The 18,087-nt window shown below is 54.0% G+C and carries 17 protein-coding genes; 5 read left to right on the top strand and 12 right to left on the bottom strand.

Annotated elements, in window-relative coordinates; all coding sequences use genetic code 11:
- Positions 1-227 precede the first annotated feature (227 nt).
- Entirely contained in the window at positions 228-1,412 is a 1,185-nt protein-coding gene (gene hmpA, locus F7Q90_RS07240; protein WP_006120646.1) for an NO-inducible flavohemoprotein, read from the top strand.
- A gap of 238 nt (positions 1,413-1,650) precedes the next feature.
- On the opposite strand, the gene F7Q90_RS27080 is transcribed toward hmpA, so the two are convergent.
- The 7 genes from F7Q90_RS27080 to purL all read right to left on the bottom strand — a co-directional run bounded on the left by F7Q90_RS27080 (position 1,651) and on the right by purL (position 10,853).
- Positions 1,651-2,157 (bottom strand): hypothetical protein, encoded by a 507-nt coding sequence (locus F7Q90_RS27080; RefSeq protein ID WP_237166114.1) that lies wholly within the window; start codon positions 2,155-2,157, stop codon positions 1,651-1,653.
- A 429-nt stretch (positions 2,158-2,586) separates the two neighbouring features.
- On the bottom strand, positions 2,587-2,925 hold the full coding sequence (glnB, locus tag F7Q90_RS07230; RefSeq protein WP_003848647.1) for a nitrogen regulatory protein P-II: 339 nt from the start codon (positions 2,923-2,925) through the stop codon (positions 2,587-2,589).
- Positions 2,926-3,015: 90 nt separating this feature from the next.
- On the bottom strand, positions 3,016-4,350 hold the full coding sequence (glrR, locus tag F7Q90_RS07225; protein ID WP_006120648.1) for a two-component system response regulator GlrR: 1,335 nt from the start codon (positions 4,348-4,350) through the stop codon (positions 3,016-3,018).
- Entirely contained in the window at positions 4,350-4,964 is a 615-nt protein-coding gene (locus tag F7Q90_RS07220; RefSeq protein WP_006120649.1) for a hypothetical protein, read from the bottom strand. The genes glrR and F7Q90_RS07220 overlap by 1 nt, the downstream gene beginning before the upstream one ends.
- Before the next feature lie 3 nt (positions 4,965-4,967).
- The gene (locus F7Q90_RS07215) at positions 4,968-6,395 is read right to left on the bottom strand and encodes a sensor histidine kinase (RefSeq protein ID WP_006120650.1); all 1,428 of its coding nucleotides are present in this window, start codon (positions 6,393-6,395) and stop codon (positions 4,968-4,970) included.
- 223 nt (positions 6,396-6,618) lie between these two features.
- Positions 6,619-6,936, bottom strand: a complete 318-nt coding sequence (locus tag F7Q90_RS07210; RefSeq protein ID WP_141119391.1) for a hypothetical protein — start codon at positions 6,934-6,936, stop codon at positions 6,619-6,621.
- Between the two features lie 26 nt (positions 6,937-6,962).
- Complete coding sequence (gene purL / locus F7Q90_RS07205; protein ID WP_006120651.1) at positions 6,963-10,853, bottom strand: phosphoribosylformylglycinamidine synthase; 3,891 nt, start codon at positions 10,851-10,853, stop codon at positions 6,963-6,965.
- Between the two features lie 270 nt (positions 10,854-11,123).
- Between purL and mltF the strand changes: the two genes are divergently transcribed.
- A complete protein-coding gene (mltF, locus tag F7Q90_RS07200; protein ID WP_006120652.1) occupies positions 11,124-12,581 on the top strand; it encodes a membrane-bound lytic murein transglycosylase MltF in 1,458 nt (485 codons plus the stop codon).
- On the opposite strand, the gene tadA is transcribed toward mltF, so the two are convergent.
- Complete coding sequence (gene tadA, locus F7Q90_RS07195) at positions 12,578-13,072, bottom strand: tRNA adenosine(34) deaminase TadA (RefSeq protein ID WP_006120653.1); 495 nt, start codon at positions 13,070-13,072, stop codon at positions 12,578-12,580. The genes mltF and tadA overlap by 4 nt on opposite strands.
- A gap of 72 nt (positions 13,073-13,144) precedes the next feature.
- Positions 13,145-13,783 (bottom strand): phosphatidylglycerophosphatase C, encoded by a 639-nt coding sequence (yfhb, locus tag F7Q90_RS07190; protein ID WP_006120654.1) that lies wholly within the window; start codon positions 13,781-13,783, stop codon positions 13,145-13,147.
- A gap of 155 nt (positions 13,784-13,938) precedes the next feature.
- Between yfhb and F7Q90_RS07185 the strand changes: the two genes are divergently transcribed.
- From F7Q90_RS07185 to F7Q90_RS07175, 3 genes are all read left to right on the top strand, one after another.
- Positions 13,939-14,778: a MurR/RpiR family transcriptional regulator gene (locus tag F7Q90_RS07185; RefSeq protein ID WP_006120655.1), complete on the top strand. Its 840-nt coding sequence runs from the start codon at positions 13,939-13,941 to the stop codon at positions 14,776-14,778.
- A gap of 548 nt (positions 14,779-15,326) precedes the next feature.
- Positions 15,327-15,506, top strand: a complete 180-nt coding sequence (locus F7Q90_RS07180) for a type II toxin-antitoxin system HicA family toxin (RefSeq protein ID WP_012906750.1) — start codon at positions 15,327-15,329, stop codon at positions 15,504-15,506.
- Positions 15,507-15,528: 22 nt separating this feature from the next.
- A complete protein-coding gene (locus tag F7Q90_RS07175; RefSeq protein WP_006120656.1) occupies positions 15,529-15,939 on the top strand; it encodes a type II toxin-antitoxin system HicB family antitoxin in 411 nt (136 codons plus the stop codon).
- 232 nt (positions 15,940-16,171) lie between these two features.
- Here the strand turns inward: F7Q90_RS07175 and F7Q90_RS07170 are convergent, their stop codons facing one another.
- From F7Q90_RS07170 to F7Q90_RS07160, 3 genes are all read right to left on the bottom strand, one after another.
- A complete protein-coding gene (locus tag F7Q90_RS07170) occupies positions 16,172-16,678 on the bottom strand; it encodes a DUF2612 domain-containing protein (protein WP_006120657.1) in 507 nt (168 codons plus the stop codon).
- Entirely contained in the window at positions 16,675-17,865 is a 1,191-nt protein-coding gene (locus F7Q90_RS07165) for a baseplate J/gp47 family protein (protein WP_006120658.1), read from the bottom strand. The genes F7Q90_RS07170 and F7Q90_RS07165 overlap by 4 nt, the downstream gene beginning before the upstream one ends.
- Before the next feature lie 125 nt (positions 17,866-17,990).
- Positions 17,991-18,087: transposase domain-containing protein (locus tag F7Q90_RS07160; RefSeq protein ID WP_151160719.1), on the bottom strand; the 97-nt coding region annotated here is incomplete at its 5' end.

The following is an 18,087-nucleotide window of genomic DNA, read 5'->3' as shown; positions in this document are numbered from 1 at the left end:
AATCCCCTCTTTTTACGCAAACGTTTGGCTTCGCATTGGCGATGTGTTTTTGGCTCGCTTTGCAAGCGGTTTTCCGCTGTTTTTCCCCGCACCCTGTAACGGAAATTTTCCATTTCTCCATCTGAAAATTTGCCGCTCAGTCTTCTTGTAAACCACAACGCTATTTACAGAACAAAACGCCCGGCCATAAGATGCATTTAAAATGCAGCTTTAAGTGAGGTATTCCCATGCTTGATGCCAAGACGATTCACATTGTGAAATCCACCCTTCCCGCGATTGCCGCATGCGGCCCCGATCTGACGGCCCATTTTTACAGTCAGATGCTCTCTCATCATCCAGAGTTAAAGCATGTCTTTAACAGGGCCAACCAGCGCAATGGCGCACAGCGTGAAGCGCTGTTTAATGCGATTTGCGCCTACGGGGCCAATCTGGACAATCTGACGGCGCTACGGCCAGCCGTCGAAAAAATTGCCCAAAAGCACGCCAGTCTGACGATCCAACCTGAGCAATATAAAATTGTGGGTGAGTATTTACTCTCCTCTATCGACGCCATGCTGAATCCTGGCGAAGCGGTGCTCGCCGCCTGGAGACGCGCTTACACAGTGCTGGCCGATATCTTTATCCAGCGTGAAGAAGCCCTTTATCAGGCATCGGCACACCAGCAAGGCGGCTGGCGCGGCACGAGAGCCTTCTTCATCAGCGCGATTGAGCAACAAAGTGACGTGATCAAAAGCGTTACCCTCGCTCCTGTTGATGGTAAACCCATTGCGTCCTTCAGGCCGGGGCAGTATGTGTCACTGCATCTGCAGCCAGCGGGCTTCCGTTATCAGCAAATTCGTCAGTACTCACTCACCACCGTCAGCAATGCGCAGACCTACCGAATTGCGGTAAAACAGGAAGCCGGGGGAAGAGTCTCAGGCTGGCTGCATCAACAGGCCAAAGCAGGCGATGAGATTCAGCTGACGCCTCCACACGGGGATTTTTTTCTCCAGGCAAGTCCGACGACGCCGGTCACGTTGATTTCAGCGGGCGTAGGGCAAACGCCGATGCTGGCCATGCTGCATGCGCTGGCTGCCCGGCAGCACCCGGCAGCGGTCAACTGGTTACATGCCGCTGAAAACGGCCAGCAGCATGCCTTTGCAGATGAAGTGCGCGCGGCCGGTGCCCTGTTGCCTGATTTTGCCCAACATATCTGGTATCGCGAGCCAAATCAGGGTGATGCAGGTCGTTATGATGCGCAAGGCCTTATGGATCTGGCGAGCGTTTCACCACGTCTGCAGGAGGTGAATACCCACTTCTATCTTTGTGGGCCGCTGGGCTTTATGCAGTTCGTCGTTCAGCAGCTGCTGGCGGTCGGCGTGACGGCGGACAGGATTCACTATGAGGTGTTTGGTCCGCATAAGGTAATGTAATTTGCGGCTATGAACGGCCCTTCTGGCATCTGTTATACGCTGAAAGTAAAGAGCCGTTTCGTGCGTATTACTGTGTTCATGCGTGAAGAGCGACGCGTCGGAGTCGGAGTCGGAGTCGGACATATTTTCATAGCGGAACAGATTACCGCCTATCCAGGCGCTTTCGCACGCATGGCAGCGTTTTACTTACCACTATTGAGCCGGGTAATCGTTAACGCATGGGAAGAAATAGCATAGTTTAACTTTCTTTTATTGATGGCAATGTATCAGCGAGGGCCTTTCTTAGTTTCAGCAAACAGGATTGTTTCCAGTATCCTTCTGACAAAGCTTTATGTAATGTCGGGAATGTTTCGTTAAAATAGTCACGCAGTTCATCACGGCCCGGTTCGATAAAAGGCGCTGCACATATTTGATCAATATTTGCCTCATCAACAAATTTTAACACCTCGTTGGGATTCTTAGGTAAAGCACAGGCCATGACAATATTTAAACTTTCCTGAAAAGAGGTCATCCCTAAGAATGGCGATTTGCTTAACACGGGATAAAGTCTTATCCAGCGGGTTTCCCCCTGGGCTATAAGCTCCCCTATTTTGTCGTAATCGCTGTCTGATAAGCCCTTACTATCATGATAATGCGAAGCGGTTAATACTTTACTGTAAAGCGCATCTTCGCCGGAAACGGTCTGACCGGATGCGAGAATCAGAGCGAATATCATTATCCCTTTTACTTTCATTGTATAAGCCATTTTCTGTCAACGCGCCTTCGGTTTTCCTGTAGATATTAAGAGAGTAAATTACACTTCCCTTTATTAACGGCCGTAGTTATAACACGCGAGAACATAAAGCTATGATTAACTGCACCCAATTATAAAAGCGCCATGATAATGTTAAGATTATTAGTTGTTTTTGATTTAGATTAATAGCCAAATGAAAGAACATTAACCTTAAATAACAAACAACATGCTAATCGAAATAAAAAACCAAAAAATTAATGCGATACAAAGAGATAATAAGTGAGTTGTACAATTTGAAGTTAATGTTGCCCAGATGATAACGTGCTGGAAATGACAGATTATTGCCCCTTCTTGCAATCAGGCAGGGGCACACTGACCAGCGATGAACGTTGTCCCGCATCGCAGGCGCAGTTCAGAAGCAAGCTTCGCTTCTGAAAAGGATTAAATCGCTTCCTCGTCTTCTTCACCGGTACGGATACGCACTACGCGAGCGACATCGAAAACAAAGATCTTGCCGTCGCCAATTTTGCCGGTTTGCGCGGTGCGCATGATGGTTTCGACGCAGGTGTCCACGATATCATCGCCAACCACCATTTCAATTTTCACCTTCGGCAGGAAGTCCACCATATACTCTGCCCCACGGTAGAGTTCCGTGTGCCCTTTCTGGCGGCCAAAGCCTTTCACTTCGCTTACGGTCATCCCGGTGATGCCGACTTCAGCAAGCGCTTCGCGCACATCATCAAGTTTGAATGGTTTAATTATTGCATCGATCTTTTTCATGTCAGACCCTTTCCTCGCGCCCTCCGTGGTCAGAGGGATTTTTTAAGTATAAATGTCGCTGGCCATGCTGCAGGCTGGTGCGGCAGAAAATTACTCTTTAAAGTCACTGGCGTCCAGTTCGTGACGTGACAGCAGCTTATAGAATTCAGTACGGTTACGTCCAGCCAGACGCGCCGCGTTGGTCACATTTCCTTTGGTCATCTGCAACAGCTTGCGCAGGTAATTGAGTTCAAACTGATTACGCGCCTCGACAAAGGTTGGTAATGCGCTGTTTTCGCCGCTCAGTGCCTGCTCTACCAGCGCATCGCTGATCACCGGCGAGGAACTGAGCGCCACGCACTGTTCAATCACATTCACTAACTGACGCACGTTACCAGGCCAGCTGGCGGAGATCAGGCGCTTCATCGCATCCACCGAAAAACTGCGCACCTGCGGTTTGTGACGGTCCGCGGCCTGGCGCAGCAGATGATTAGCCAGCAGCGGAATATCCTCGGTACGTTGATGCAGCGCCGGTATTTTCAGGTTAACGACGTTCAGGCGATAAAAGAGATCTTCACGGAATTCGTTTTTCTCCATCGCTTTCGGTAAATCCCGGTGCGTGGCGGAGATAATCCGCACATTGATATCAATATCGTTGTTGCTGCCAAGCGGCCGGACTTTACGCTCCTGTATGACCCGCAGCAGTTTAACCTGCAGCGCGGGCGGCATATCGCCAATTTCGTCCAGAAACAGCGTCCCGCCTTCGGCCGCTTTAAACAGGCCGTCGCGCGCGCTGACCGCACCGGTAAAGGCACCTTTCGCGTGACCAAATAACTCCGATTCCAGCAACTGCTCGGGCAAGGCACCACAGTTGATCGCGATGAACGGCTTGTCGGCGCGCGGACTGGCCGCATGGATAGCCTGCGCCAGCACCTCTTTACCCGTCCCGCTTTGCCCGTTGATCAGCACGCTGACATCCGACTGAGCAACCATGTGCGCCTGTTCAAGTAAGCGCAGCATCTGAGGATTGCGTGTTACGATGGCTTCCCGCCAGCGGTCGTCGCTGACCGGGACGCGCTGCGCGAGCGCTTCATCGATTGCCTTATAAAGCGCATCGCGATCGACCGGTTTGGTTAAAAAGCTAAATACGCCCTGCTGGGTTGCCGCGACGGCCTCTGGAATCGAACCGTGTGCGGTTAAAATGATGACCGGCAAGCCCATATGGCGTTTCTGGATTTCGCCAAAAAGCGCCAGGCCGTCCATCTCATCCATGCGCAAATCGCTTATCACCAGATCGATTTTCTCTTTCTGCAACAGCCGAAGCGCGTCAGGCCCACTGGCTGCGGTGGTCACCTGATAGCCTTCGCTGCTCAGCCGCATCCCTAACAGTTTCAGCAGGCTGGGATCATCATCCACCAGCAGCAGATGTGCCGCATGTTTTATCATTACTGCTCTTCCTCTTGTGGCAATGCCGTTCCATGACTGCCTTCTGGCATCTCTGAGGTTTTGCGCGACGAAAGCTGGCGTTCGATATCGGTTAACCGCTCCAGCTTGCTTTGCGTATCGCTTAACTGCTGCAGATGGACGTACCGCGAACGTAGCGCACTTAAATCCAGCTGTGCCGCCTGGTTACTGCGCCAGAGCTGGATGAGTGCCCGCAGGTTTTGCGGGAACTGCTCACTGTAGCTGTCCAGCTCGGTGATATAGTCGCGCCGTTCCAGTGGCGTTACGTTGCCATTTGCCATGAGTACGCCCTGTTTAAAGGCTCGCGACCAGCTGTCTACTGGCCAGCGGTGCGCCTCGGCGCGGGCTTCCGCGGGCGAAAGTCGTTCGGCGCAGTCAATACTGCGCATCCAGTAAAGGGGATTGGCAAGCGCGGCAGTGTTTTCAATATGCCAGATATCGCTACAGCGGGTTGTCAGATAATCCACCAGGCGCGTTTCAGGCACCGCGACAGAGTTTGGTGCGGGCTGGGATGCCGAGGTCGCCGGTGAGGAGGCACAGCCGCTGAGCATCAGGGTGCTCAGTGCGCTTATAAGAATCGCGGCAAAAAATTTCATACTTCAGACTTTCCCGGCGGTGGTATTCAGTTCAATGCGAAAACAAACATCCGCGTCATCGCGGCTGACCAGTTGCAGGTTGCCGTGCATACGGCGCAGACAATCCTTTGCGATACTTAACCCCAGCCCACTGCCTTTAACCGGCCCTTTGCGCTGATGGCTGCCCTGAAAAAAGGGCTCAAAGATCATTGCCTGCTCATGCTCGGGAATGGGCGTACCGCTGTTAGCGACCTCAATGATGACTGTATCGCCCTGCTGCTGGCTACGAAGCCAGATGTTACCGGATTCATTGCCATAGTTCACGGCGTTAGAGTAGAGGTTATCAATTACGCTCATTAATAGCATAGGCTCAGCCAGGCAATCTGTGGCCTTCAGATCGATCTCAACATGCATCTGTTTGTTACGCGCCGAAAGGGCGTGGGCATTCACAACGTCATGCACGATATCGTCCAGTTTGATCGCCTCAAGCGTGATTGGCCCATCAGCGAGCCTGCGGTTGTAGTCGAGCAATTGTTCAATCAGGTGCTGCAAATGACGGCTGCTGGTATCGAGTATGGAGACGATTTCTTTCTGCTCCGGATTTAGCACGCCCGCGACTTCATCCGCCAGAAGCGCCGTGCCCTCACGCAAACTGGCCAGCGGGGTTTTCAGTTCGTGTGAAAGGTGGCGTAAAAATTCGTGTCGCTGAGATTCAAGCCAGTGCAGCCGCTCGCTCAGCCAGACAATACGTTGCCCCAGCGAACGCAATTCCCGTGGCCCCCGAAACACCATGCTGCTGCCCAGTTCCCGCCCTTCGCCAAGGCGGTTAATCATCCGTTCGACACTTTTGACCGGACCGATGATCATGCGGGTAAACAGCAGCGTGAGTGTCAGGCTGATAATGAACAGAATCAGCGCCTGCCAGCCAAAGAACTGACCGCGATCGGCGATTTCGCGCTGAAGCTGTAAGCCGCGGGCGAATACCACCTCCCGCGTGTCGTGCACCAGTTGTGCGTTGGTTGCGGAAAAACGGTCAAGCGCCTGCGCAGCACTGCCCATCGGATTACCGTTCTGGCACTGCAGGGTTTCCAACAGCGGCAGCGTGTCCCGTAGCGTCTTAAAAGCCGGTAAATCGGGCAGATTATCAGCATGGGAGCTGAGCATCTGGCTGTAACGAATCCGCTGCGTCTGATACAGCTTCGCCAGCGAGGCATCACCCAGTACGCAATACTGGCGATAGCTGCGCTCCAGCTCAATGGCGGTTCGTGCCATGGCTTCGCTGCGCCGGACATCGGTAAAGGTGTTGCGGTTAGTGTCCGCCGCCTGATTGCTGAGTGCGGAGAGGCTTTCCCATGCCTGCCAGGCCAGTACCAGTAAGGGCAGGAGCACCAGCAAAAAGGCCATCAGCACCAGCTGACGCAGAGATTGGGGGAAAAAACGCCATTTTTTCACGCGACGGCTTCCATAAAGATACGCTTACCGGATGCTAGCGGAGTCGGCCCGGAGAAGGAAGAGGCAGAAAAGAAAACGGCAGACCATCTGGCCTGCCGCAGACGCGCCGCCTTAGCCACGCGTGAGAATGGGTGGAGCCTAACTCAACGTTACGTCCGATGCTTGATAACGATGCAATGCATACGATTATCGGTGTGGTGGACGGCAGGCTCCGTTTGGTGCGTCATTCGGGCTTTATGAGCTCTGACCGCAGCGCGGTGGCATTCATAAACAAGTGAATGAGCAGCGCGATAATTATAGCAAAGATCATGCCAACAATAAAAGCCCCTTTCTGTTCAGGCTCTTGCAGGTAAGCGAGCAGTGAAAGCGGCCCGTTCAGACCATCCGGTCTGGCAAATGTGTCGCCAAATGCCAACACATTTTCATCGTACCTCTGCCGTATAATAAAATCATAGAGATAGATGTCACCAATCAGCGACAACAAAAGGTGACGGCTGTCTCCTTTTGCCAACATCTCGTGCCCATAAAAAAAGGGAGGCACCTGGCCTCCCCATTTTTTTACGGCAATTAACCCAGTTGTTTGCGCGCGTTACGGAAAATGCGCATCCATGGGCTGTCTTCCCCCCACTCCGCCGGATGCCAGGAGTTGCTGACCGTACGGAAAACACGCTCAGGATGCGGCATCATAATGGTGACGCGCCCGCTTTCGTTGGTCACGGCAGTGATGCCATTTGGCGAACCGTTCGGGTTGGCCGGATAGGTTTCCGTCACCTTACCGCTATTGTCCACAAAGCGCAGCGCCACCAGCCCTTTGGATTCCAGCGCCGCCAGGTGAGTACCATCGCGCACTTCTACAAAACCTTCTCCGTGTGATACCGCAACAGGCATCCGCGAACCCGCCATGCCATCCAGCAGTAATGACGGGCTGGCGGCCACTTCAATCAGGCTGAAGCGCGCTTCAAAGCGCTCAGACTGATTACGCACGAAGCGCGGCCACAGTTCGCTGCCAGGAATCAGCTCGCGCAGGTTGGACATCATCTGGCAACCGTTGCAAACACCCAGCGCCAGCGTTTGCGGACGATGGAAGAAGGCTTCGAACTGATCGCGCACACGCGGGTTGAACAGGATAGATTTCGCCCAGCCCTCACCGGCTCCCAGTACGTCACCGTAAGAGAAGCCACCACAGGCCACTAACGCTTGGAAACGTTCCAGATCGATGCGTCCTGCCAGCAGATCGCTCATATGAACGTCCACGGCGGTAAAGCCTGCGCGGTCAAAGGCTGCGGCCATTTCCACATGAGAGTTAACACCCTGCTCACGCAGCACGGCCACGCGCGGACGGGCACCTGTAGCAATCATCGGCGCGGCAACGTCCTCTTCCGGCCTGAAGGTCAGGCTGACGTTAAGACCCGGATCGTTGTCGTCCTGTTTTGCCTGATGTTCCTGATCAGCACAGGCCGGGTTATCACGCAGACGCTGCATCTGCCAGGTGGTTTCCGCCCACCAGGTACGCAGCGTGGTGCGACTTTCGCTGTACACAGCACTGTCGCCTGAACGAATCACGAAGCGATCGCCCGGCTGTGCGCTGCCCAGCACATGACTGCACTGCGCCAGTCCATGTTGAGCCAGAATCTGCTCGACACCTTCACGATCGGCGGCCTTGATCTGAATGACTGCGCCCAGTTCCTCAGTAAACAACGCCGCCAGCGCATCACTGCCCAGCGCCGCGATATCAACATCTACACCGCAGTGACCGGTAAAGGCCATTTCTGCCAGCGTGACCAGCAGGCCCCCATCGGAACGGTCATGGTAGGCCAATAGTTTCTGTTGGCTGACCAGCGCCTGCATCGCATTAAAGAAGCCTGCCAGCTGCTGTGCATCACGTACATCGGCAGGCTTGTCGCCCAGTTGACGATACACCTGCGCCAGCGCGGTTGCGCCCAGAGTATTGGCACCGTTACCCAGATCGATCAGCAGAAGCAGGTTGTCCTGATCCGCCATCAGTTGAGGCGTCACGTTGCGACGAACATCTTCGACACGAGCAAAGGCGGTAATCACCAGCGACAGCGGCGACGTCATTTCGCGTTGTTCAGTGCCTTCCTGCCAGCGGGTTTTCATCGACATGGAGTCTTTACCCACCGGGATAGTAATGCCCAGTGCCGGACACAGCTCCTCACCGACAGCTTTCACGGCGTCATACAGGCCCGCATCTTCGCCCGGATGACCCGCGGCTGACATCCAGTTTGCCGAGAGTTTCACACGCTTCAATGACCCCACGGGCGTGGCGGCCAGGTTTGTCAGCGCTTCACCAACAGCCAGTCGTGCTGAGGCGGCAAAGTCGAGCAGCGCCACCGGCGCGCGTTCGCCCAGAGCGAACGCTTCACCATGATAGCTGTCGAGGCTGGCGGTCGTGACCGCACAGTTGGCTACCGGGATCTGCCAGGGTCCTACCATCTGATCCCGTGCCACCATGCCGGTCACACTGCGATCGCCGATGGTGATCAGAAAGGTTTTTTCCGCCACGGTCGGTAAGTGCAGAACGCGATTCACCGCCTCCGTTAAGACGATGCCATCACGGTGTAACGGTGTGCCCTGCGCCTGCTGTTTGACGACATCGCGCGTCATTTTCGGGGTTTTCCCCAACAGCACATCCAGCGGCATATCAATTGGGCTGTTATCAAAGTGGCTGTCGTTGAGCGTCAGATGCTGCTCTTCTGTGGCTTCACCGATAACCGCAAAAGGCGCGCGCTCACGCTCGCAAATCGCCGCAAATTCAGCCAGCTTTTCGGGTGCCACCGCCATGACGTAACGCTCTTGCGATTCATTACACCAGACTTCCAGCGGGCTCATCCCTGGCTCATCGCTGAGGATATCGCGCAGGTTGAAACGTCCACCGCGCCCGCCATCGCTGACCAGCTCAGGCATGGCGTTCGACAGCCCGCCCGCACCGACATCGTGGATAAACAGAATCGGGTTGTCGTCGCCTAACTGCCAGCAGCGGTCAATCACTTCCTGGCAACGCCGTTCCATTTCCGGGTTGTCACGCTGTACGGAGGCAAAGTCGAGATCAGCGTCAGACTGGCCCGATGCCATAGATGAGGCCGCCCCGCCGCCCAGACCGATATTCATTGCCGGTCCGCCCAGTACGATCAGCTTTGCCCCGACAGTAATCTCGCCTTTCTGGACGTGATCGGCACGGATGTTCCCGATGCCACCCGCCAGCATAATCGGCTTGTGGTAACCGCGCAGTTCGGTGCCGTTGTGGTTGTTGACCTGTTCTTCATAGGTCCGGAAATAGCCATTCAATGCAGGACGGCCAAACTCGTTGTTAAACGCCGCGCCGCCCAGAGGGCCTTCAGTCATAATGTCCAGTGCGCTGACGATGCGCGCGGGCTTGCCAAAATCCTCTTCCCACGGCTGCTCAAAGCCCGGAATACGCAGGTTCGACACCGAGAATCCGACCAGACCGGCTTTCGGCTTCGCGCCTCGTCCGGTCGCCCCTTCGTCACGAATTTCGCCGCCGGAGCCGGTTGCCGCGCCAGGCCACGGCGAAATCGCCGTAGGATGGTTATGCGTTTCGACCTTCATCAGAATATGCGCCGCTTCCTGGTGGTAGCCATATTCCCCGTTTTCGGCATCCGCAAAGAAGCGTCCTACTTCAGAGCCTTCCATCACCGCCGCATTGTCTTTATAAGCCGACAGGACATAATCCGGCGTTTGCTCAAAGGTGTTCTTAATCATTTTAAACAGCGATTTCGGCTGTTTTTCGCCGTCAATAATCCAGTCGGCGTTAAAAATTTTGTGACGACAGTGCTCGGAGTTCGCCTGAGCAAACATATAGAGTTCGATGTCGTTAGGGTTACGGCCCAGCTTCGTAAAGGCTGCCAGAAGGTAGTCAATTTCGTCGTCTGCCAGCGCAAGGCCCAGCGATGTATTGGCATGAACCAGTGCCTGACGGCCTTCACCCAACACATCAACGCTTTTGACCGGCTGAGGTTCGTGGTGGGCAAACAGTTGTTCGGCCTGATGGAGGTCGCTGTACACCGTTTCCATCATGCGGTCATGCAGCAGCGCTGACAGCGTTTGCCACTGGGTTTCCGTCAACTGGGGTGCCTGAACATAAAACGCCAGACCGCGCTCCAGTCGACGGACATGTGACAGATCACAGTTATGCGCAATATCGGTCGCTTTTGAAGACCATGGCGAAATGGTGCCTGGACGTGGCGTGACCAGCAGCAAACGCCCTTGTGGCGCATGTTCAGCGAGAGAAGGACCGTACTTGAGCAGGCGCTGCAGACGGGATTTTTCATCCTCACTCAACGGCGCGCTGACATCGGCAAAATGGACGTACTCAGCGTAAATATCACTTACCGGCAGATGAGCGTCCTGAAAGCGGGCCAGCAGTTTGTTTACACGAAATGCCGACAGGGCGGGCGAACCACGCAGAATTTCCATCATAAGATCTCTCGTCTTTGAAACGCCGGGTGCGACGCTTCATTGGGCGCAACAGGGGGAAAACGGGGCGTATTATAGAGAAAGCCACTCCGCGACGAAACCGTTTGCGCAAAATTTATGGCCAACAAGATTTGGCTGATAATTGCGCAAAAATTGCTTTATAAGTTGCTCTGCCTCAGTTTGTTGCGCAAAATGCCCCTCGCTCTGGGAGTTAAAACAAGATCAATACTGCCTTAAAAGACAGAGGCCTTGGAGCCATCGAGAGATAACTATTTGAAACGCCTGAAATTAAATTATCTGTTTATCGGTCTGCTCACCGTGCTGTTAGCACTGGCACTGTGGCCGTCCATTCCCTGGCATGGGAGCGGGCAGGATACGATTTCACAGATTAAATCACGGGGAGTGCTACGGGTCAGTACCGTAAACTCGCCGTTGACTTACTACACCGTGAATAAAGCACCGGCCGGGATGGATTACGAGCTGGCGAAGCGTTTCGCCCGTTATCTGGGCGTCAGGCTGGAAATCACGGTGCGCGCGAATATCAGCGACCTGTTTGATGCGCTTGACGACGGCAAAGCCGATTTGCTGGCCGCAGGCCTTATCTATAATAATGAGCGACTGAACCGCTATCAGACGGGCCCCAGCTATTACAGCGTTTCCCAGCAGTTGATTTATCGTGTGGATAAAACTCGCCCGAAAAACCTGGGCGATTTAAAGGGACGGCTCGTCGTTGCATCCGGATCGGCTTATCTGTCTACACTCAAGAGCGCCAGAGCGGAGCACTATCCCGACCTTGACTGGGCTATCTCGACCGATCAAAGCCCGAAAGCGCTACTTGAGGCCGTCGCCGAGGGCAAGCTGGATTATACGATTGGCGATTCCGTCACCATCGCACTGCTTCAGCGCATCCATCCACAAATGGCGGTCGCCTTTGACGTCACGGATGAAGAGCCGGTGACGTGGTATATGCCCCGCGAAAGCGACGACAGCCTGAACGCGGCCATGCTGGATTTCTTTAATGGCATGGGCGAAGAAGGCGCAATGGCGCGGCTGGAAGAGAAATACCTCGGGCACGTTGGCACCTTTGATTATGTGGATACGCGCACCTTCCTGCGTGCGATTGATACGGTTCTGCCTGATATCAAACCGTTATTTGAGAAATACGCCAGTAATATCGACTGGCGTTTGCTGGCCGCTATCTCCTATCAGGAATCACACTGGAATCCGCAGGCGACATCACCGACCGGCGTGCGCGGCATGATGATGCTGACGCGCAATACTGCCGACAGCGTGGAAGTGGGCGATCGAACCGATCCTGAGCAAAGTATTCGCGGCGGCAGCCAGTATCTGCAAAATATGATGGATAAAGTCCCGCAGTCCATTCCGGAAGACGAACGTATCTGGTTTGCGCTGGCCGCCTACAACATGGGTTATGCTCATATGCTGGATGCCCGTAAGCTCACGGCAAAACAGGGTGGCAACCCGGACAGTTGGGCTGATGTGAAACTGCGCCTGCCGATGCTGAGCCAGAAACGTTATTATGCGCAAACGACCTACGGCTACGCGCGGGGCCAGGAAGCGTATAACTACGTGGAAAATATTCGTAAATATGAGATTAGCCTGGTGGGCTATTTGCAGGAGCAGGAAAAGCGCCTTGCCCAGCAGGCCGCGCTGGAAGCGGAGATGGGCAAAGGCTATCCTGCCGTTTCGCCACAAGTGGCAATGAATTAGCTTTCGCGCTGCGCCTGTCGCAGCGCTTTTTGTTGCTGACGACGCATGCGGAAAAAGTCGCTCAGCAGCGCCGCGCACGCGTCTTCCAGCACGCCGTGATCTAACCTTACCTGATGGTTCATCCCCGGATGGCCCAGCACGTCAATCAGCGAACCGGCTGCGCCGGTTTTCACATCGTGCGCGCCATAAACCAGACGACCTATCCGGCTATGCACCATCGCGCCGGCGCACATGACGCACGGCTCCAGCGTCACATAAAGCGTGGTATCCAGCAGACGGTAATTTTCCAGTACTTTCCCGCCCTGACGAAGCGCCATAATCTCTGCGTGCGCGGTGGGATCATGCTGACCGATAGGCCGGTTCCAGCCTTCGCCAATGACGCGGTCGCCGTGAACCAGGACGGCGCCTACCGGCACCTCGCCCTCATCCCATGCGCGTTGCGCCAGCGTCAGCGCCCGGCGCATCCAGTATTCATCTTGTTCTTGTGTCACACGAACCACTCCCGGCAGCAAAAAGCGGCGCATTATACCGGGCATGCCGGCAAAACCGAAGCTCAGTACAGGTTATTCTAACTGCTGCAATTCACCCGCCGGCGTGACGCGCCAGCGATGCTGACAAAAGAACAATAACGGGTTGTCCTGCTTGCTGTCGCTGTAACCACTATAGAGTTGCAGTGGTGTGCCGATTTGCTCTTCTAACTGCACCACTTTTTCGTGGCCCAGACAGCGCAATTTCAGCACGCGCCCACCCAGGCCGCGCTGCATCTGGCTGGCAATCAACTTTACTCTGGGCAGAAACGCCGAATCGTAATAGACCTGCTCCACCAGCGACTGCGGCGAGCCCGTAATCAGCCACACATCCGCATCATCGCTGCTGAGGTACTCGCTGAGACGCTTCTGCACCACCGGAAACGCTTTCACGCGCTGGCGAAACCACTGAGCAAACTCGGCTTCCAGTCGTAACAGGGTGGTTTCAGATCGGCCAAAGGTGATTGACCAGAGTAACAGGCTCATCGGCCAGCGGGCCGCACGCCCTTTGAACAGCAGCCCTGCGCCGACGACGGGCAGCAAAGGCACGACCAGTAGCAGATTCAGGGGCTTGCGGCGCAGCAAATAGCGCATGAAAGTGCCAAACATATCCTGTTGGTGCAATGTGCCATCAAGGTCGAAAAACACCACGCGACGTTGTCTCTCGTTGGTCAAACAGCTCTCCTTTTTAACGAATATGCATCAACAGCCTCTATTGTAGTCATCTTCGCGCAGCGAGGCGATGACTGTCATTTTTTATTCCAGTGGCTACAATGCTTTTAGAATCATTTATTCCTTGGGGACGCACCGCTACATCATGAGGACTGGGCATGAGTTCATTGCTGCGCATTCGCCAGCTTTATCCTTCACTGGCGCTGAACGAGCGCCGGCTGGCGGATTTTTTACTGTCACAACCGGATCGGGCACGGCATTTAAGTTCACAAAAGCTGGCAGAAGAAGCTGGCGTCAGTCAGTCCAGCGTCGTTAAGTTTGCGCAAAAGCTGGGATACAAAGGTTTTCCGGCACTCAAGCTGGCACTGAGCGAATCGCTGGCCGATAAAGATGCCATCACCGTGCATAATCAGATCCTCAGTGACGATCCCCTTAAGGCTGTGGGCGAAAAATTACTGACAGAAAAGCTGTCGGCCATTCGCGCGACCCTGGATATCAACAGCGAAGAGAAGCTGAATGCCGTCTTGCAGCTGCTTAAGCGCGCACGCCGTATTTTACTGGTCGGAATCGGCGCATCCGGCCTGGTGGCAAAAGATTTTTCCTGGAAGCTGATGAAGATTGGCATCAATGCCGTCGCGGAGCAGGACATGCACGCGCTACTGGCCAGCGTACAGGCCATGTCATCCGGCGATGTGCTGCTGGCGATCTCTTACACGGGTGAACGTCGTGAGATTAACCTGGCCGCGCAGGAAGCAGTGCGGGTGGGCGCGGACGTGCTGGCCTTTACCGGCTTCACGCCTAACACACTGCAGCAGTGCGCCACGCACTGCCTGTACACCGTTGCAGAAGAACAGAGTACGCGCAGCGCCGCGATCTCCTCGACTACCGCCCAGTTGGCGTTAACGGACCTGCTCTTTATGGCGCTGGTACAGAACGATCCTGAGCGCGCGTCCAGCCATATTCGCCACAGCGAGGCGCTGGTGAAGAAGCTGATTTAGCCGCGCCGGGCTCAGAGTGCGCGATATCCTCATAACGGCCCGGTAACGTTCCGCTTACATGAGTGTTCATTTATCTGCATCATGTTTGCGAGTAACACGCTGTGTTATTGTACGCAACGTAGCGCGCCAGAGCCGGATCCTTAATTGAGTGACGAGGAGAAGGCGATCCATCGTGCTATAACGGCGTTATTTCGGGTGCTGTGGCGAGCATACTTGTTCGCCGCAGAAACGCCCTGCTCCCTTTACTGACTCAGAAACCGCGATGTCTTTACTGATTACAGAACGATGCATTAACTGCGATATGTGTGAGCCATACATTAAAACCATTATAAAACAATAAATTGAGTTTATGTGTTACCTTTTGCGTTGCGCTGGATAACACATAAATTTCGCATCAATAAGTCACCGTAACACAAAACTCTACTACCCCGCTTGCGACTCTCCCGCGTCAAGACAACCATTATAACTCCTATAACCCCGAAAAGAGTTGACCGCCAAAATAATTAGGGTTATTATAACCCCATCAAAACGACACAGAGAGCCGGAGGATGGATAGCAGGAATGCAATAGCGATGATAGAAGCCGATGGGTGGTATCTGGTGAGAGTTAAAGGCAGTCATCACCAGTTCAAACACCCAACGAAAAAGGGGCTGGTAACGGTAAAACATCCACAAAAGGACATACCGCTACCAACACTGAAAAGTATCAAAAAACAGGCGGGGCTTTAAGCCCCTCCTACTGGAGGTTTAAATGTTATACCCTGTTGCTATTGATAAAGGCGATTCATCCTTCGGCGTTCGCGTACCTGATATTCCCGGCTGCTTTTCTGGCGGCGACAACTATCAGGATGCGATTGAGAGCGTGCGTGAGGCTATCGACGCGCATATCGAATTACTGGTGGAAGATGGTGAAGCGGTGCCAGAAGCAACCAGCGTGGAAAACTGGCTGGCCGATCCCGATTATGCTGGCGTCGTGTGGGCGCTGATTGACGTGGATGTTACCCGATTGATGGGAAAAGCGGAAAAAATCAACGTAACACTCCCTTCTTTGCTGATCCGCCGTATCGATCAGTTTGTCGCTGCACACCCTGAGTACGGTAGCCGCTCCGGCTTCCTGTCCCGCGTGGCGGCTGATAAAGTGATAGGACGCGAAAAACGTTAAGCCTCGCAAGAGGCTTTAACTATCTTAGAAAACAAGGAAATATCATCCAAATGAGTTCCTCACTACTTCAGCAAGGCTTTGTTGAATAATAGGTAATCATTCTGTTTTGTCTGCACTGTTTTGGTAGAAAACGCTGATGCCAGACAGAACACCGTCATACGCAAGCATGTAATGCATTGATTTTATGTTATCTGAAACAACCGTTTTCATAGTACCACAGCATAAAATCCATTTATTCAACAAAGCCTACCTCCGGCACAACGCCGCCCGTCAGGTAAACATCCATCGACATATTCTGATTGTCGGTGAAGAAGATTTTTACCGATTCATCGGGGATAACGCCCTGGTAAATATCGGCCAGCATTTCGCAAGTACCGTCCCAGTGATTGGCGCGAATTTTAGCCCGTAATATAGACCTGTAGGTATCATCGTCGAGTTCGGTAAAACCACTGTCTGCGTCAAAGCGCCTTTTCCAGCTTCCCTGGTCAAAACCCACCCCTTCCGTATCAAGCGCAAAATAGACGCCGGTTATCGGTGTTTTGACGTAGCGTGACAGGCCGATCCATTCCCCCACGGCATCAAGCTGTGGCCCGTTACCGTGGTCAATACTGAACAGCGCGTTCAGTTGCCCTGCCTGCGTGGCAATGTCGGTAAACGGGCGGGTGATAAGACTGATGTGCCGGACGAATTTATCTGCGGTCAGATGTGCAGGTGTAATGTAGTCGGTATAGTCTCTCATGACGTAACCACCAGTCGGACATCATCCGCCGTACAGCTAACCGCCTCGTTGAAGGCCACCAGCAGATTTTCTTCACTGACGGCATCCTCGGAGCGACCGATTTTTATCGCTGTAATATCGTAGGTCTGTCCCTCCTCATCACCGGATAAGTTGGCAGGGGAATACAGTCGGGTCAGGTACAGATTGTCGCCTATCAGTTGCGCATTAATGTATGCCGCGACCGCAGAACGAATTTTATCGCCGGTAAGGGTTGTGTATCCGGTAAATGCCGTCAGGTCTATCTCAACCGATACACGCACATCTTTCGGGCGGGAAAAGCTGATCTTACGCGGCATCCCGTAACTGTCGGTCACCATCGCAGACGTGTCGCCAAAGGTGCCTGCTCCCGGCGTCTTTTTTAATGCAATAGCGCTGGCAATGGCGTTCACATCACCACCATCAACGATCATGGCGATAGAATGGGACGGAATACCATTTTTATCCGTCTCGCTGGTGTCGTTCTCAAACCCACGCTGGCGCACCACGCCGGAAAGCAGTGCCACCGCGCCCTGAATGCCGTCAAGCACAGTGCGCGAGGGCAGTGCAACAGATTTCTTCTGGCGATTGCGTAACTGGTTATCCGTCTCCACCGGCCTCCCGGTTGCCGCCGCTGCCGGGTTAGTCACGCTCTGCCAGCCTCGTGTTGGCGTGGCAATTTCACTGATATCGCCAGGTAGCGCTGTAATCTGACCGGTCTGAGTACAGACGGCGGTCACTGTAGCGCTGCCATGCGTGTCGAGCGTAACGGTTGATGGCAGACTCCACAGATTGCCGTTCTTATCGCGCACGCGGCCATTCTTTATCACCGTTCCCACCTGCCCCGTGAGCAGCACATCGGCATTCGAATACCCCGATGCCTGCCGCGAAATACCGTTAATGGCTACATTGTTTGACAACGCGGCCCCCGTGCTGGTGGCCGGACTGTAGCTGTTATACGCTGCAATGATAGCGTTATTGGCATCGTGCATTGCCAGCGCATAAATGGCGATCATCTGGCCGTCCTTGCTGTCCGGGTCAAGATAGCTGTCCGCACCGTAGATCTGCCGGAAATATCCCGTGAGTCGGCTGAGTATCGTCTGATAATCAGGCGCACTTATCCCGCTGTCGGTCACGGTGGCCGCCAGCCCTAAAGAGTCTAGATTCAGCATGGTTAACCTGTAATTGAAGGTAAGCGTCACAGACAGACCGTATTGACAGAATAATTAGAGGTAGTGAGTCGATAGTACAATACTGCAGAATTACCGTAAGCGTCGCATTCAGACCGTATTGACGTTCAGGCAGAGGGAAGCTCGACCTTCCATGGCAGCAGATCGCGGACCCGGTTCACCGGCCAGTCCTGTATATGACCGATGACGTAACGCAACCACGTC

Source organism: Pantoea stewartii subsp. stewartii (assembly GCF_008801695.1).
Taxonomy (GTDB): domain Bacteria; phylum Pseudomonadota; class Gammaproteobacteria; order Enterobacterales; family Enterobacteriaceae; genus Pantoea; species Pantoea stewartii.
The sequence above is the reverse complement of the archived record's forward strand: the minus strand, read 5'-3'. Positions and strand labels throughout refer to the sequence as shown.